This window comes from Curtobacterium sp. MCJR17_043, assembly GCF_003224315.2.
Taxonomy (GTDB): domain Bacteria; phylum Actinomycetota; class Actinomycetes; order Actinomycetales; family Microbacteriaceae; genus Curtobacterium.
This window is the reverse complement of the sequence record NZ_CP126259.1, coordinates 1408107-1421316: the sequence shown is the minus strand read 5'-3', so window position 1 is coordinate 1421316 and position 13210 is coordinate 1408107. Positions and strand designations below refer to the sequence as shown.

12 protein-coding genes, 2 tRNA genes and 3 pseudogenes are annotated in these 13210 nt (G+C 71.0%); 7 read left to right on the top strand and 10 right to left on the bottom strand.

Going from position 1 to position 13210, the window contains the following annotated elements:
- Nucleotides 1-13: 13 nt before the first annotated feature.
- From DEJ15_RS07510 to DEJ15_RS07500, 3 genes are all read left to right on the top strand, one after another.
- On the top strand, nt 14-265 hold the full coding sequence (locus tag DEJ15_RS07510; protein ID WP_110823818.1) for a hypothetical protein: 252 nt from the start codon (nt 14-16) through the stop codon (nt 263-265).
- Between the two features lie 103 nt (nt 266-368).
- On the top strand, nt 369-950 hold the full coding sequence (locus tag DEJ15_RS07505; RefSeq protein ID WP_110823817.1) for a TetR/AcrR family transcriptional regulator: 582 nt from the start codon (nt 369-371) through the stop codon (nt 948-950).
- Nucleotides 951-976: 26 nt separating this feature from the next.
- On the top strand, nt 977-3004 hold the full coding sequence (locus tag DEJ15_RS07500) for a M3 family metallopeptidase (protein ID WP_110823816.1): 2028 nt from the start codon (nt 977-979) through the stop codon (nt 3002-3004).
- A 63-nt stretch (nt 3005-3067) separates the two neighbouring features.
- Here DEJ15_RS07500 and clpX read toward each other — a convergent pair.
- Nucleotides 3068-4349 (bottom strand): annotated as a pseudogene (gene clpX / locus DEJ15_RS07495) (ATP-dependent Clp protease ATP-binding subunit ClpX).
- A gap of 397 nt (nt 4350-4746) precedes the next feature.
- On the opposite strand from clpX, the pseudogene DEJ15_RS18120 reads away from it, so the two are divergent.
- From DEJ15_RS18120 to DEJ15_RS07480, 3 genes and pseudogenes are all read left to right on the top strand, one after another.
- Nucleotides 4747-4842: pseudogene (locus DEJ15_RS18120) on the top strand (hypothetical protein); the annotation flags it as partial.
- Nucleotides 4817-5290 (top strand): DUF1775 domain-containing protein, encoded by a 474-nt coding sequence (locus DEJ15_RS07485; protein WP_284176051.1) that lies wholly within the window; start codon nt 4817-4819, stop codon nt 5288-5290. The pseudogene DEJ15_RS18120 and the gene DEJ15_RS07485, both read left to right, overlap by 26 nt.
- Before the next feature lie 59 nt (nt 5291-5349).
- Nucleotides 5350-6036: a copper resistance CopC family protein gene (locus DEJ15_RS07480; protein ID WP_284176049.1), complete on the top strand. Its 687-nt coding sequence runs from the start codon at nt 5350-5352 to the stop codon at nt 6034-6036.
- Here DEJ15_RS07480 and DEJ15_RS07475 read toward each other — a convergent pair.
- The 5 genes and pseudogenes from DEJ15_RS07475 to DEJ15_RS07455 form a co-directional block, all read right to left on the bottom strand.
- A complete protein-coding gene (locus tag DEJ15_RS07475; protein WP_110823813.1) occupies nt 6029-6688 on the bottom strand; it encodes an ATP-dependent Clp protease proteolytic subunit in 660 nt (219 codons plus the stop codon). The two genes, DEJ15_RS07480 and DEJ15_RS07475, sit on opposite strands and share 8 nt — an antisense overlap.
- 168 nt (nt 6689-6856) lie before the next feature.
- Nucleotides 6857-7345, bottom strand: a pseudogene (locus DEJ15_RS07470) (ATP-dependent Clp protease proteolytic subunit); the annotation flags it as partial.
- 180 nt (nt 7346-7525) lie between these two features.
- Nucleotides 7526-8869 (bottom strand): trigger factor, encoded by a 1344-nt coding sequence (gene tig / locus DEJ15_RS07465; protein ID WP_110823811.1) that lies wholly within the window; start codon nt 8867-8869, stop codon nt 7526-7528.
- A 36-nt stretch (nt 8870-8905) separates the two neighbouring features.
- Nucleotides 8906-8982, bottom strand: a tRNA-Pro gene (locus tag DEJ15_RS07460).
- Between the two features lie 128 nt (nt 8983-9110).
- Entirely contained in the window at nt 9111-9374 is a 264-nt protein-coding gene (locus tag DEJ15_RS07455) for a hypothetical protein (RefSeq protein WP_110823810.1), read from the bottom strand.
- A gap of 53 nt (nt 9375-9427) precedes the next feature.
- On the opposite strand from DEJ15_RS07455, the gene DEJ15_RS07450 reads away from it, so the two are divergent.
- Nucleotides 9428-9501, top strand: a tRNA-Gly gene (locus tag DEJ15_RS07450).
- Between the two features lie 811 nt (nt 9502-10312).
- Here DEJ15_RS07450 and DEJ15_RS07445 read toward each other — a convergent pair.
- The 4 genes from DEJ15_RS07445 to DEJ15_RS07430 form a co-directional block, all read right to left on the bottom strand.
- Nucleotides 10313-10690 carry a D-alanine--D-alanine ligase family protein gene (locus DEJ15_RS07445; protein ID WP_284176046.1) on the bottom strand — a complete coding sequence of 126 codons (378 nt, stop codon included), beginning with the start codon at nt 10688-10690 and terminating at the stop codon, nt 10313-10315.
- A 214-nt stretch (nt 10691-10904) separates the two neighbouring features.
- The gene (locus tag DEJ15_RS07440) at nt 10905-11360 is read right to left on the bottom strand and encodes a D-alanine--D-alanine ligase (protein ID WP_284176044.1); all 456 of its coding nucleotides are present in this window, start codon (nt 11358-11360) and stop codon (nt 10905-10907) included.
- On the bottom strand, nt 11353-12495 hold the full coding sequence (gene alr, locus DEJ15_RS07435) for an alanine racemase (RefSeq protein ID WP_110823807.1): 1143 nt from the start codon (nt 12493-12495) through the stop codon (nt 11353-11355). The genes DEJ15_RS07440 and alr overlap by 8 nt, the downstream gene beginning before the upstream one ends.
- Nucleotides 12492-13190 carry a M15 family metallopeptidase gene (locus DEJ15_RS07430; protein WP_349814849.1) on the bottom strand — a complete coding sequence of 233 codons (699 nt, stop codon included), beginning with the start codon at nt 13188-13190 and terminating at the stop codon, nt 12492-12494. Before DEJ15_RS07430 ends, alr begins: the two co-directional genes overlap by 4 nt.
- Between the last annotated feature and the right edge of the window lie 20 nt (nt 13191-13210).

Genomic DNA, 13210 nt, shown 5'->3' with positions numbered 1-13210 from the left:
ACTGGAGGCACACATGCAGTTGGGCACGAGATGGAGCGTCGGTGCGGAGCCGCCCGCGCGGCTGCCCGAGACGATGATCGTCGCGGTCCGCAGCGTCGAGGAGGACCTGGCGGCGCAATCGGTCGACGCGTCGACGTGGCGCTGGACGCTCACCTTCCTGGAGGGCAAGCCCGTGGTCGAGCTGGACGACGGGACGTCGATCCACCTCGACCCGCTCGGTCACGCGCAGGTGACGGACCCGGACGACGCGGGGTCGGAAGACTGACGGGAACGCGGAGCCCAGGGGGGAACCGTCCGCGGCGTACAGTGGAGAACCAGCGTTCCCGGCGCGGGCCCCGGCCGGCGGACAGTGGACGGACGGAGTGCCCATGGCCACGAGCACGGTCGAGCCGGAGACGACGGCACGGATTGTCGACACCGCCGATGCGCTGTTCTACGCGCGCGGCATCCAGTCCGTCGGCATGGACGAGATCCGGACGACCGCCGGGGTCTCGCTCAAGAAGCTCTACGCCGCCTTCCCCGGCAAGGACCAGCTCGTCGCCGCCGTCCTGACCGGGCGGCACGGGCTCTGGGAGCGGGGCATCCGCGCGGCCGTCGACTCCGCAGAGGGCCCGCGCGCGAAGATGCTCGCCGTCTACGACTTCCTCGAGTCGTGGTTCGGCGACGACACGTTCCGCGGGTGCGGGTTCATCAACGCGTTCGGTGAGCTCGGTGCGACCTCGCCGGCCGTCGCGGCCATCGCCCGGGAGCACAAGGAGTCGTTCCAGCGCTTCGTCAGCGAACTCGCCGTGCAGGCCGTCTCCGACGTCGAGCGCGCCGAGGAGCTCGCCGCGCAGCTCGCACTCCTCGCCGAAGGGGCACAGACGACCGCCGCGATCGCCGGCACCCCCGACGCTGCCGTCCACGCCCGGCGCGCAGCCGCGGTCCTCATCGACGCCGCCACGCCCTGACACGGGCCGGTGGATAGGTTGTGGGGATGGCCACTCCGTTCGACGAACCGAGCACTCTCCCCTACGCCCTCCCGCCGTTCGACGACGTCCGGACGGAGCACTACCGACCGGCGTTCGACGCCGGGATGGCCGAGCACCGCGCCGAGGTGGAGGCGATCGCCACCGACCCGCACCCGCCGACGTTCGAGAACACCCTCGTCGCGCTCGAACGGTCCGGACAGCTGCTGCAGCGGGTCGAGATGGTCTTCTCCACCGTCACCTCGGCCGACTCGACCGACGCGCTCCGCGACCTCGAGGCCGAACTGTCCCCGCTCCTGGCCGCTCACCGTGACGCCGTCGTGCTGGACGCCCGCCTGTACGCGCGCGTGCGGGCCGTGCACGACGACCTCGAGGACGCTGCCGGTCTGTCGGACGAGGACCGACGCCTCGTCGACCGCACCCTGACCGAGATGACGCTCGCCGGCGCCGGACTCGACGACGCCGGCAAGGAACGACTGACCGCCGTCAACCAGGAGCTCTCCTCGTTGACGACGACCTTCGAGCGGAACCTGCTCGAGGACACGAACGACGCGGCCGTGCACGTCACCGACGAGTCCGAGCTCGCCGGACTCGACGACGGCGCACTGTCCGCGGCCGCCGCCGCAGCGGCCGACCGCGGCCTGGACGGCTGGCTCGTCACCCTGCCGCTCTACACCGGGCACCCCTGGCTCGCCACGCTCACCGACCGCGGGCTCCGACAGCGGATCATGGAGGCGTCGCTCTCCCGCGGACGACGCGGCAACGCCTTCGACAACCGCGACGTCCTGCTGCGGATCGTGCGCCTCCGTGCCGAGCGCGCGGAGCTGCTCGGGTTCCGCGACCACGCCTCGGTCGTCACGGCCGACGAGACCGCCGGCGACCCCGACGCCGTCGCCGGGCTGCTGTCGTCGCTCGTGCCGGCCGCCACCGCCAACGCACGCGACGAGCGGGCGGTGCGGTCGCGGGCCGTCGGGTACGAGGTCGAGTCGTGGGACTGGGCGTACGCCACCGAGGTCCTGCGCGGTGAGCAGTTCGCCGCCGACAGCGGAACGCTCCGCCCCTACCTGGAAGCCGACCGGGTCCTGGTCGACGGCGTCTTCCACGCGGCCACCGCCCTGTACGGCCTGCGGTTCACCGAACGACCCGACCTCCGTGGCTACAACGACGAGGTCCGCGTGTTCGAGGTCACCGACGAGCAGGACGAGCCCGTGGGGCTGTACCTGCTCGACCTGCACACGCGGGACGGCAAGCGGGGCGGCGCGTGGATGAACCCCGTCGTGGAGCAGTCGCACCTGCTCGGCACGCTCCCCGTCGTCGTGAACAACCTCAACGTGCCGAAGCCCGCCGCGGGTTCGGCCACGCTCCTGACGCAGGACGAGGTGGAGACGCTGTTCCACGAGTTCGGACACGCGCTGCACGGGTTGATCGCCCGCACGACCTACCCGCGGTTCTCCGGCACGAACGTCGAGCGTGACTTCGTCGAGTTCCCGTCGCAGGTCAACGAGATGTGGGTGACCTGGCCCTCGGTGTTGGCGAACTACGCGAAGCACCACGAGACCGGCGAGCCGATGCCGCCCGAACTCGTCCTCGGGCTCAGCGACTCGGAGGGGTTCAACGAGGGCTTCGGCACGACCGAGTACCTGGCGGCCGCACTGCTCGACCAGGCCTGGCACCGGCTCACCGCTGCCGAAGCGGCCGCGGTCACCGACGTCGAGGCATTCGAACGGCAGGCCCTGGCCGACGCCGGCGTCGACGCCCCGGCCGTCCCGCCCCGCTACTCGTCGACGTACTTCGCGCACACGTTCTCGGGCGGGTACGACGCCGGGTACTACGGCTACATCTGGAGCGAGGTGCTCGACGCCGACACCGTGGAGTGGTTCCGCGACAACGGCGGGCTCTCGCGCGAGGCCGGCGAGCGGTTCGCCCGTCTCCTGCTCGGCGTCGGCGGGGCGAAGGACCCGCTCGAGGCGTACCGCGCCTTCCGCGGCCGCGACGCCGAGGTCGGGCCGCTCCTGCGACGCCGCGGGCTCGAGTAGGCCGCGGGCTCGAGTAGGCCGCGCGACGGCGGCGACGGCGGTGCGCCGCTGCCGTCGCCGCCGCTACGCGGACTTCTCGACGCGCTTCGGCTGCGACCGCGGGACGATCGTCGGCGCGGCGTTCTCGAGCACGGTGGCCCGGTTGATGACCACGCGAGCGACGTCGTCGTCCGACGGGATGTCGAACATGATCGGCCCGAGGACCTCTTCCATGATCGCCCGGAGGCCGCGAGCACCCGTCTGCCGCAGGACGGCGAGGTCCGCGATGGCCTCGAGCGCACCCTGGTCGAACTCGAGCTCGACGCCGTCGATCTGGAACATGCGCTGGTACTGCCGGACGAGGGCGTTCTTCGGCTCGGTCAGGATCTGCATGAGCGCGGCCTGGTCGAGCTTCGACACCGTCGTGACGACGGGCAGGCGACCGATGAACTCCGGGATGAGCCCGAACTTGTGCAGGTCCTCCGGCAGGACGTCGGCGTACAGGTCCTGCTGGTCGAGCGGGCTGTGCAGCTGCGCGCCGAAGCCGATGCCGTGCTTGCCGACGCGCGAGGACACGATCTCCTCGAGCCCGGCGAACGCCCCGGCCACGATGAACAGGACGTTCGTCGTGTCGATCTGGATGAACTCCTGGTGCGGGTGCTTCCGGCCGCCCTGCGGCGGGACGGAGGCGACCGTGCCCTCGAGGATCTTGAGGAGCGCCTGCTGGACGCCCTCGCCGGAGACGTCGCGCGTGATCGAGGGGTTCTCGGCCTTCCGCGCGATCTTGTCGACCTCGTCGATGTAGATGATGCCGGTCTCGGCGCGCTTGACGTCGTAGTCGGCGGCCTGGATGAGCTTGAGGAGGATGTTCTCGACGTCCTCGCCCACGTAGCCGGCCTCGGTCAGAGCGGTGGCGTCCGCGACGGCGAACGGCACGTTGAGGCGCTTCGCGAGGGTCTGCGCCAGGTAGGTCTTGCCGCAGCCGGTCGGACCGATGAGCAGGATGTTCGACTTGGCGATCTCGACGTCGTCGCGGTCCTCGGCGGCGGTGATCTGCCCCTGCGCACGGACGCGCTTGTAGTGGTTGTAGACGGCCACCGCGAGGGCACGCTTGGCCGGGTCCTGCCCGATGACGTACTCCTGCAGGAAGTCGAAGATCTCGCGGGGCTTCGGCAGGTCGAACTCGCCGCTGCCGGTGTCCTCCCCCCGCTTCGGCGAGGCGTTCCTCGATGATCTCGTTGCAGAGTTCGACGCATTCGTCACAGATGTAGACGCCGGGGCCGGCGATCAACTGCTGTACCTGCTTCTGGCTCTTCCCACAGAAGGAGCACTTCAGGAGGTCGGCGCTCTCTCCGATGCGTGCCATGCTCTCGGCCTTCCCTGGTCGACGCGCGCCGCCAGTGCGGTGCACGAGGTCGTCGTGGGACCGAGCCTAACCGCATCCGCCGACACAGCGCGGGACCCCCCGGCCGCGTTCGCCCACGGCGTCGGCGGCCTGGTAGCGTGGTCGCCGTTGCTCTACAAGTTGTAGAGAACGGCTCCTGGAGGAACCATGCACAAGCGCCTCGCCACCGGCGGCGTCGCCACCCTCGGTGTCGCCGCCGCGATCGTCCTCGGCTCCGCGGCCGCTGCCAGCGCACACGTCGGCGCGGAAGCCACCTCGACGGCGGCGAACTCGTACACCACGGTGACGTTCTCCGTCCCGCACGGCTGCGACGGTTCCCCCCACGACGAAGCTCCGGTTCCACGTCCCCGAGTCCGTCATCGAGGTCACGCCCACGGTCAACCCGAACTGGACGATCACGAAGGAGACCGAGCCGTACACGGCGCCCAGTGCCGCGGCGGACGAGGACGAGTCGGAAGCCGCGGCCGAGCGGGTCACGAGCGTCACCTACACCGCGAAGACCCCGCTCCCCCGCCGACGAGCGCGACACCTTCGCGCTCTCCTTCGCCCTGCCGGACGGCAAGGCCGGCGACACCGTCGCGATGCCCGTCTCGCAGACCTGCGAGGAGGGCTCCACCGAGTGGGACCAGACGACCGAGGCCGGCAAGGCCGAGCCCGATCACCCGGCGCCCACGATCACGCTGACCGCGGCGGACACCGCAGAGGACGAGCACGCCCACGGCGCCACGGAGTCCACCGAGTCCGGCGAGTCGGCGGCGACCACCGCCTCCACTGCGTCCTCCACCGCTCCGGCGGACCCCGACCTGGTCGGCCGGTTCCTCGGCCTCGGTGGCCTGCTCCTCGGCGCCGTCGCGCTCGTCGTCTCGGTCGCCGCGTCACGCCGTCGCGGCAGCACGAAGTGACGTCGGGCACGCAGACGGCCTCGCGCCCGGCGGACGTGCGCGGTCGGGCCGGGAGGCTCGTGGCCGCGTCCGCCGCGGCGCTCGCGATCGCGGGCAGCGCGGTCCTCGGGCTCGCTGCCCCCGCCAGCGCGCACAACTACCTCGTCTCCGCCACCCCGGCGGCCGACAGCACCCTGACCGAGCTGCCAGAGTCGTTCGCGATCACCACGAACGACCGCCTGCTCGACATCGGCGACACCGACTCCGGGTTCGCCTTCCGCGTGGTCGGCCCGGACGGGGAGTACTTCGAGGACGGCTGCGTCGACGTGGACGGTCCGACGATGACCACCGCCGCCGCACTCGGCGACTCCGGGGAGTACACCGTCGAGTGGCAGATCATCTCCGCGGACGGGCACACGGTCTCGGACTCGTACGACTTCACGTGGGACGCGCCCGCCGGGTTCTCCCCCCGCAGCGGGCTCCACGGAACCGCCGACGTGTGCCGCGGACGCGGGCGGGTCGTCAGCGGCCGCGAGCACGACGGGCACCGAGTCCGGCACGACGTCGTCCACCGCGTCCGACGCCCTGTGGATCGGCGCGGGCGGCCTCGTCGTCGTGGCTGCGGCGGTCGCCGTGCTCCTGCTCGTCCGTCGTCGCCCGGCGCCTGCCGCCGACGACCCCGACGAGGGCTGACCCGGACCACCCCGGACACGACGACGGCCCCGTACCGATCCGGTACGGGGCCGTCGTCGTGTCGCGCTACTTGACGAGCGCCGGCAGGTTCTTGCGGCTGGTGAGGACCTGGTCGATCAGGCCGTACTCCACCGCTTCCTGCGCGGACATGATCTTGTCGCGCTCGATGTCGTGGTTGATCTGCTCCGGCGTCTTGTTGGAGTGCTTCGACAGCGTCTCCTCGAGCCAGGTGCGCATGCGGAGGATCTCCGCCGCCTGGATCTCGATGTCGGACGCCTGGCCGCCACCCTGCTGGACAGCGGGCTGGTGGATGAGCACGCGGGCGTTCGGGAGCGCCAGGCGCTTGCCCGGGGTCCCGCCGGCGAGGAGCACCGACGCGGCCGATGCGGCCTGACCGAGGCAGACCGTCTGGATCTGCGGGCGGATGTACTGCATCGTGTCGTAGATCGCCGTCATCGCGGTGAACGAGCCACCGGGCGAGTTGATGTACATCACGATGTCGCGGTCCGGGTCCATCGACTCGAGCACGAGCAGCTGGGCCATGACGTCGTCAGCCGACGCGTCGTCGACCTGCACGCCGAGGAACACGATGCGGTCCTCGAACAGCTTCGCGTACGGGTCCTGCCGCTTGTAGCCGTAGGCCGTGCGCTCTTCGAAGCTCGGGAGGATGTACCGGTCGGTGGGAGCCGGGACGTTCTGCGCGCCACCGAGCATGGGGAGATGCATTCTCGTTTCCTTTTCTTCGGTGGGGATCAGGACTGGGCGTCGGGCTCGGCGGCCGGCGTGGGGGGTCTCGCCGTCGCTGACGGTGCCACCACCACCGACGACCTCGGCGGACGAGGCGCGCAGGTGGTCGACGAAGCCGTACTCGAGGGCTTCCTGTGCCGAGAACCAGTTGTCGCGGTCGTTGTCCTTGAGGATCTGCTCGATGGACTTGCCGGTCTGCTCAGCCGTGAGCTCGGCCATCCGCTGCTTCATGTCGAGGATGACCTTCGCCTGCGTCTGGATGTCGGCGGCGGTACCACCGAAGCCACCGGACGGCTGGTGCAGGAGCACGCGCGCGTTCGGCGTGATGTAGCGCTTGCCGGGCGTGCCGGACGAGAGCAGGAACTGCCCCATCGACGCGGCGAGACCGATGCCCACCGTGACGATGTCGTTCGGCACGAACTGCATCGTGTCGTAGATCGCCATGCCGGCGGTGATCGAGCCACCGGGCGAGTTGATGTAGAGGTAGATGTCCTTCTCAGGGTCCTCGGCGGCGAGGAGCAGCAGCTTGGCTGCGATCTCGTTCGAGTTGTCGTCGCGGACCTCGGAGCCGAGCCACACGATCCGGTCTCTCAGAAGGCGGTCAAAAACACTGGGGTTCAGTGTTGCTTCGGCCATGGAAAAGCTCCCGTTCAGTTGTCGCTTGTTGTCGAACTTATCGGTTGCAACGCACGTGGTCTCGTGTGTTCGCTGTCGGCGGTCAGGCAGACCGGGAACACGGTCGGAACGTGCGGGAACACGAACGGGAGGCACGGTGCCAGCTGGCACCGTGCCTCCCGTTCGTGAGGATGGTCGCGACTACTTCGCGTCGGCCTCGGCCGACTCGTCGTCGGTCTCGTCCGCGTCGACGTCGTCGCCCTGGGCGACACCCGCGGTGAACGCGGAGAGGTCGACCGGGTTGCCGGCCGTGTCCTTCACGGTGACCTTCGACAGGACCGTCGCGACGGCCTTCGAGCGGGCGACCTCGCCGACCATGCCGGGGATCTGACCGTTCTGGTCGATCACCTTGATGAACTCGGCGGGCTCCATGCCGTACTGGGCAGCGGCCTGGATGAGGTACTGCGTGAGCTCCTCCTGCGAGACCTGGATCTGCTCCTTCTCGGCGATGGAGTCGAGCAGGATCTGCGAGCGGAACGCCTTCTCGCTGGACTCGGCGACCTCCTTGCGGTGCTCGTCGTCCTCGAGACGGTTCTCCTGCTCGAGGTGACGGTGCACCTCGTCCTCGATGAGCTTCTCCGAGATCGGGATCTCGACCGACTCGAGGAGCTGCTCGACGAGCTTGTCGCGAGCGGCAGCGCCCTGGCCGAAGGTCTTCGACTTGGCGATCTGCTCCTTGAGGTCGACCTTGAGCTCGTCGAGCGTGTCGAACTGGCTGGCGATCTGGGCGAACTCGTCGTCAGCCTCGGGGAGCTCGCGCTCCTTGACGGCGGTGACGGTCACGGCGATCTGGGCGGTCTCGCCCTCGCGGTCGCCACCGACGAGCTTCGACTCGAAGGTGGTGGACTCGCCGGCGGTGAGCGACTCGAGCGCCTCGTCGATGCCCTCGAGCAGGTCGCCCGAGCCGATCTCGTAGGAGACGCCGGTGGCCGAGTCGACCTCGTCGTCACCGATGGTGGCGGTGAGATCGAGCTGCGCGAAGTCGCCGACCTTGGCCGGACGGTCCACGGTCACGAGCGTGCCGAAGCGCGTGCGGAGGTTCTGCAGTTCCTCGTCGATCTCCTCGTCAGAGACCTCGACCGCGTCGACCTCGATCTCCATGGAGCCGTAGTCGGGCAGGTCGAACTCGGGACGCACGTCCACCTCGAAGGTGAGGACGAGGTCGCCGGAGAAGTCCTTGACGTTCGGGAGCTCGGCGACGTCGGCCTCGGCACGGCCGAGGATGCGCAGCTCCTGCTCGTCCACCGCCTGGCGGTAGAAGGTGTCGATGGCGTCACCGACGGCGTGGTTCAGGACCTCGCCGCGGCCGACACGCTGGTCGACGATCGCCGGCGGGACCTTGCCCTTGCGGAAGCCGGGGATGTTGATCTGCTCGGCGATGTGCTTGTACGCGTGGTCGATGCTCGGCTTGAGATCTTCCGGCGTCACGTTCACGGTGAGCTTGACGCGGGTGTCGCTCACCTTGTCGACGGTGCTGGTGGCCAAGGGATGTTCTCCTGTTGGTTGACGTTCGATGTGACCTGGTCGGGGCGACAGGATTTGAACCTGCGACCTCCCGCTCCCAAAGCGGGCGCTCTACCAAGCTGAGCTACGCCCCGGTACGAGGGCCAGGATCGTCGTGTGCGCCTGTTGACGCGCGGGCAGGACGAGTCCGGCCCCACGACCTCGATGAGTCTAGCGGGCTCGCGATGCGCGATCCCCGGCAGGACCCTCGGTTGTGGGGAAGTCAGTCGTCCGCGGACTTCCGGAGGCCCTGCCGCCAGCGCACCCCGACGATGACCTGGACGGCCAGCGCGGCGACCCCGAGCAGCAGACCGACCACGATCCGCCACACGTGCAGCAGCGCGTGCCACGGCTGCGCCTGCGGGTCGCCGAGCAGTTCCGGGCGCAGGGACAGCACCACCGCGGCGACCGCGACGAGCACGTACGAGAGCACCCGGGAGCGCTTGATCGTGCGCTGCGACGACTCGTCCGGCGGCGGCAGGATCATGGCGGTGTCGTTCGTCCGGTATGGTGGTGGGGTCGCGACTCGTGCGCGATCGCGGGGATGTAGCTCAATGGTAGAGCCCCAGTCTTCCAAACTGGCTACGCGGGTTCGATTCCCGTCATCCCCTCCACAGAACCGTGTCGCGCGGCGCTGTACCCCGATGGTCCACATTCCCGAGGACTAGCGTGGTGCTGGCCGGAAGGACGTCGACGCGCGGCGCACCCGCTGCCGCAGGGATCGACGGCGGCGCACCCATGTCACGAGTCCGCACGGCCGTCCGATCCGCCGTCACGCTGCCGGCACGCGTCGGCCGGTTCAGCGAGTTCCTCTTCCGTCGTTCCGACGCAGCGTGGGACGTGTACCCGGACGACCCCGCGGAGGGAACGGTCGTCGGATCGGACGTCACACGGGTCCTGTTCCTCGGCGAGCGCGGGGAGCTCTCCCTCGGCGTGCGCACCCACGAGCTGTCCCTGCCGGCGTTCTTCGCCCGGCACAGCACCGCACGGCGTGGCCGCGGGACGTCGTGGTCCATCGCGAGCGCCCCGTCGTCGAGCGTGCGGGACCTGCCGACCGTGGTGGACGGACACCGCGAGCACCTGCGTGGCTGTGAGCTCGTCGTCGTCATGGTCGGCATCACGGACGCCCTCCGGGTGATGTCGCCGCTCACCTGGGAACGGCACCTCAGCGACACCCTCACCGCGCTCCTCGACGCGCTCCCGCCCGGAGCCCGGGTCCTCGTCGGAGCGATCCCGCCCCTCGACAACGCGGGGAGCCTGTCCCGGCCCGCTCGGATCGCCGCAGGAGCGCACGGGCGGGAGCTCAACCGCCGGTCGTGCGCGGTGGCGGCGGACCACGCACGGGTCGACGTGGTGGACTTCCCCCGAGGAACTGACACGGTCGGTCTGGCGCCCGGAAGCGGAGGAACACCGCTACCGGGACACCTACGACGTGTGGGGCGCGCACCTGGCCGACCACGCCTGACGCTCCGTCACGTCACCGGTGCGGCGCCCCTCCCCCGCGGCGTCCCCGGTCAGCGCGGCGTCGACGAGCTCCGCGACGAGGTCCTGGTACGACAGGCCGACCGCGGCGTACATGCGCGGCACCTGCGACTGCTCGGTGAACCCCGGGGTGGTGTTCACCTCGTTCAGCACGATGCCGTCCGCCGTGACGAAGAAGTCGAACCGCGCCACCCCGGAACACCCGAGCGCCGCGTAGAGGACCCGTGCCGCCCGGTCGACAGCGGCGTGCTCGGCCGGTGTGACCCGTGCCGGGACGGTGAACTCCGCGGTGCCGTCGTACTTGCGGTCGCGGTCGAACACCCCGTCCTCGGCCACACCGATCTCGAGCGTCGCCCCCCGCGCGCAGCAGCCCGTCGCGGTCGCGGAACAGGGCGATGTCGACCTCGCGCCCGGTGACGAAGGACTCGACGAGCACCTCCTCCCCCCGCTGCCCGGGCGGCCTCGACCGCGGCACGGTACTCCGCGCCGGTCGCGACCCGGGTCACGCCGTTGCTCGACCCTCCTGTCGTGGGTTTCACCACGAGTGGCGGCTCGAGCGGAGACTCCCCCCACGGCGTCGCCGGGCCGGACGAGGACCGCGGGGGGCGGTGGTGACGCCCGCGGCCTCCGCGAGCAACTTGGTCGCCCACTTGTCCATCGCGAGGGCGCCGGCCCGGACCGGTGAGCCGACGAAGGGAACACCGAGCATCCTGAGCAGGCCCGCGACGGCGCCGTCCTCCCCGTCGACACCGTGCAGCAGCGGCAGGGCGACGTCGCACCCCGTGAGGTGACGGACCGCGTCGGAGGTGGGCAGGGCCTCCCGTCCGATGCCGTGCCAACGGCCGTCCCGGCTGATGGTCAGGGCGACGACCTCGTCGCCGTTCGCGCGGACCGCGCGGACCGCGGCGGCGGCGGACGCGAGTGAGACCTCGTGCTCGTCGCTGCGACCGCCGCCGATGACCGCGATCCGTCTCCTGGCGGGCTCACGCATGCTGTTCCTCCGGTGTCGTGCCGACGCGCGTGGTCCGCTGGACCCGCGCGACACGGCTGCCGATGTTCGTCACGATCTCGTGCGGGATGGTCGAGGCCCAGCCGGCCCACTCCGCAACCGTCGGCTCGCCGTCCTCCCCAGGACCGAACACGGTCGCCACCGCGCCGGGCGGGACGTCCTCGCCGCCGGTGTCGACGACGAGCATGTCCATCGAGAACCGGCCGACGACGGGGCGTCGACGACCGGCGAGCAGGACCTCGGCGCGGTGGCCGGCCGCGCGGGGCAGACCGTCGCCGTAGCCGAGCGGGAGGAGCGCGAGGGTGGTGTCGCGGGGCGCGGCGTACTCGTGGCCGTAGCCGACGCCGGATCCGGCCCGGACCGCGCGGGTGGCGACGACCCGGGTCCGCAGCGTGAGCGCGGGTCGGAGGACGTCGGTGGTCCCGGACGGGTCGATGCCGAACAGTCCGGCGCCGATCCGGGAGACGCCGTACCCGTCGCCGACCCCGGTGAGGGTCGCGGCCGTCGCGGCGAGGTGTGCAACCGCGGGACTGAGCGCGCGACGCCGTGCGGTCCGGAGCGCAGACGCGAACACCAGGCGCTCGCGGACGTTCTGCGGGTCGTCGGGGCGATCGGCGCAGGACATGTGGCCCATGACGCCGACCACTCGGACGTCGCCGACTCCCTCGGCCTCGCGGGCGAGGGCGCACAGTGCGGGCCAGTCGGCGGGCGGACACCCGTCGCGGGCCATGCCGACGTCGACGTACAGGTGCACGCGGGCACGGCGACCGACGGCGTGCGCGGCGCGGGCGACGGCGTGCAGCACGGCAGCGTCTGCCACGGCGAGGTCGACGTCCGCGAGCACCGCCGTGGCGAAGTCGGCGTCGACGGGGTTGAGCCAGCTGAGCACGGGGACGTCGACGCCCTCGCTCCGGACGGCGAGTGCCTCGGCCATCGAGGTCACCCCGATGGACCGTGCCCCGGCTCCGACCACGGCCCGGGCGACGGGACCGTGCCCGAAGGCGTCGGCCTTGAGCACGGCCATGAGTCGCCCGCCGGTCCGTTCGGCGAAGAACGCGGTGTTCGCGCGGACGGCGTCCTTGTGGACGACGAGCTCCGACACGGGACGGCCGGTCATGGCTGCATCCGCGGGTCCTGCGTCGGGTCGACGAACATCTGCGGGCACCCCGATGCGGGTGCCTCCGGTCGGAGCTCGAAGTGCCAGCCCTCGTTGGCGTAGATCTGGCACAAGCCGTGGGCAGCCCCGTGGTCGGACAGCCACGTCGCCGCGTCCCACGAGCCGATGTCCACCGCGTCGCCCCGGACGTGCGCCGACGTGGTCGGGGTCGCCACCCAGCGGGCTGCCTCACCGATCGAGCCGTACTCGTCGACCGCGTCCCGCAGGAGCTTCTCCTGGTACGCGGCCGAACGCCAACCGCTGTTGAGGACGAAGGTGACGTCGTCGCCGGCGGCGTCCCGTGCCGCGTCCCGGACGGCGGCGAGGAGCGCGGGGTCGAGCCGGGTCACGGCGGGGAGCGTGTCGTCGAACACCGAGGCGTCGGACGGCGTCTCGCCACCGGCCCGGCCCGTCGCCGACGAAACGGACACGCCGTTCCCGGCGCCCGGGCTCGCGGAGGCCGTCGACCGGACCGCGCAGCCCGCCAGAAGCACGGTGAGCACGAGCAGGACGACGAGGGTGAGCCCCGGCGCGAGGACCGGACGGCGACGACGGACCGGGCGCTCGGGACGCGGTGGACGGGGGCGGCTGACGGGGAAGGACATGTGGACGATGCTCGAGCGCTCCGTGTTGCCACCGCGTATGCGTTCCCGCATACGCTCCCGATACCCCCCGT

Excerpts from the sequence above, each read along its gene's own strand:
- DEJ15_RS07505 (WP_110823817.1), top strand. The coding sequence starts at position 369 with ATGGCCACGAGCACGGTCGAGCCGGAGACGACGGCACGGATTGTCGAC.
- DEJ15_RS07510 (WP_110823818.1), top strand. The coding sequence starts at position 14 with ATGCAGTTGGGCACGAGATGGAGCGTCGGTGCGGAGCCGCCCGCGCGG.
- DEJ15_RS07475 (WP_110823813.1), bottom strand. The coding sequence starts at position 6,688 with ATGCATCTCCCCATGCTCGGTGGCGCGCAGAACGTCCCGGCTCCCACC.
- DEJ15_RS07440 (WP_284176044.1), bottom strand. The coding sequence starts at position 11,360 with ATGCGTGAGCCCGCCAGGAGACGGATCGCGGTCATCGGCGGCGGTCGC.
- DEJ15_RS07455 (WP_110823810.1), bottom strand. The coding sequence starts at position 9,374 with ATGATCCTGCCGCCGCCGGACGAGTCGTCGCAGCGCACGATCAAGCGC.
- alr (WP_110823807.1), bottom strand. The coding sequence starts at position 12,495 with ATGACCGGCCGTCCCGTGTCGGAGCTCGTCGTCCACAAGGACGCCGTC.
- DEJ15_RS07430 (WP_349814849.1), bottom strand. The coding sequence starts at position 13,190 with ATGCGGGAACGCATACGCGGTGGCAACACGGAGCGCTCGAGCATCGTC.
- DEJ15_RS07500 (WP_110823816.1), top strand. The coding sequence starts at position 977 with ATGGCCACTCCGTTCGACGAACCGAGCACTCTCCCCTACGCCCTCCCG.